Annotated in this window: 2 protein-coding genes and 1 pseudogene; 1 reads left to right on the top strand and 2 read right to left on the bottom strand. The window is 36.4% G+C overall.

The window, feature by feature from the left end; translation table 11 throughout:
* Positions 1–135 precede the first annotated feature (135 nt).
* Positions 136–615, top strand: a pseudogene (locus tag OLM34_RS11490) (IS1634 family transposase); the annotation flags it as partial.
* Here the strand turns inward: OLM34_RS11490 and OLM34_RS11375 are convergent.
* Both OLM34_RS11375 and OLM34_RS11370 read right to left on the bottom strand, forming a co-directional pair.
* Positions 518–1,003 carry an MFS transporter gene (locus tag OLM34_RS11375; RefSeq protein ID WP_264407382.1) on the bottom strand — a complete coding sequence of 162 codons (486 nt, stop codon included), beginning with the start codon at positions 1,001–1,003 and terminating at the stop codon, positions 518–520. The pseudogene OLM34_RS11490 and the gene OLM34_RS11375 overlap by 98 nt on opposite strands.
* A gap of 22 nt (positions 1,004–1,025) precedes the next feature.
* Positions 1,026–1,085: a hypothetical protein gene (locus tag OLM34_RS11370; protein ID WP_264407383.1), complete on the bottom strand. Its 60-nt coding sequence runs from the start codon at positions 1,083–1,085 to the stop codon at positions 1,026–1,028.
* Between the last annotated feature and the right edge of the window lie 329 nt (positions 1,086–1,414).

Raw genomic sequence — 1,414 nt, 5'->3', positions numbered from 1 at the left:
ATGAAACCCTGAAGGCACTCTTGCCTAACAGGTGGAAAAAAGAGGAATCTAATAATACTCTAATAATACTCTAACGATTACCGGTAAAGTTTGGAATCTCTGTACCGAGATTATGAACGCCAAAGTTTATGAGGAATAAATCAAGGGGTATTTAATCGGGTGCTTACGAATAATGTAACCGTCACGATAAATCGGCAGTCAATAAAGGAGGATGAAAAATGGGATGGATGGAAGGGATATTTAACCAATACTTTTCTTTGTTGTAAAGATGTATATGAGCAATACAGCGGATTATGGGTAGTTGAAAATGCTTTCCGGATTACGAAAGGAACGCTTCAAATACGGCCGATGTTCCACTTTACGGAACGAAGAATTGAAGCACATGTTTGTATCTGTTTTGCAGCATATAAAGTATATAAAGAGCTTGAAAGAAGATTGAAGTTAAACAGGATTAATTTGAGTGTAGATAAAGTTTTGAACATAGCCAAAACAATCACAACCTTGAAAATCAGACTTCCTAAAAGTGGCGAGACAATGACAAAAACAATGTTGATAACCCCAAAACACAAATTAATAGCGTCTCTTTTTGATGAAAAATTTTGGGAAAATTTTTAGGGTGACGCATTGTCGAAGTCAGGAAAAAAGGGGTGGAAAAGGTTTCCAAATCAAACGAACTGATCAGTACATCTGTCAATATCCAGCCGATGGAACCAAACAGACGAATTCTGGAAAACTCATTGGACGGATCCGCAAGATTCTCAAAAGAAATGGAATTGCATAACAACATGGAAGGCATAAAACAAATGGTATAGGCAAGAAGAATAGGAAAAAACAAGGATAAATGTTCAATCGTGGTCAAACAGAAAAGCAAAACAGCACCTACTATATTCAAAAAAGCAAGTACCCTGTTGGCTGAAAAAAATCGATCTGCAATCATTGCTACGATCACCTGGAAGATAATAGCCGCAATAGCCGCCGCACCATAGGCTAACCCGATTTGCACCCACCGTAAAATGAAAAGTCTCTCACAAATAAGTCCCCATCGTTACATACCACGACCCTTGTATAAAATACTGGAGAAACATCATTACAGACAAACGTAATTTATGATTTGTATTTCCCATACTAAGTTTTTCTAAATAATACAACAATATTAGGTACTTTTTCAAAACCTCTTTTTTCAACTTAACCAAAGGTCCCATTTTTGGAAAGTACTATACTTACGATATACTGTTTTTTTTTAAATCAACTTGAATTGACGCAAATAATTATATCCTTTCAAAAGGAAAAGCTATTTTTTCTTGATTTTTGCAGCAAAACCTCCTCCCGGCATGAGTGTAACCGATAATTTTTGATTTCCAGAAAGAGAGAAAATATCCCGTTTATAATCGCGGGCCGCACGATCAGCGTTAAC

The organism is Anaerorudis cellulosivorans (assembly GCF_025943985.1).
Lineage (GTDB): Bacteria > Bacteroidota > Bacteroidia > Bacteroidales > Dysgonomonadaceae > Anaerorudis > Anaerorudis cellulosivorans.
Note: the sequence above shows the minus strand (reverse complement) of the source record. Positions and strands in the feature narration are given on the sequence as shown.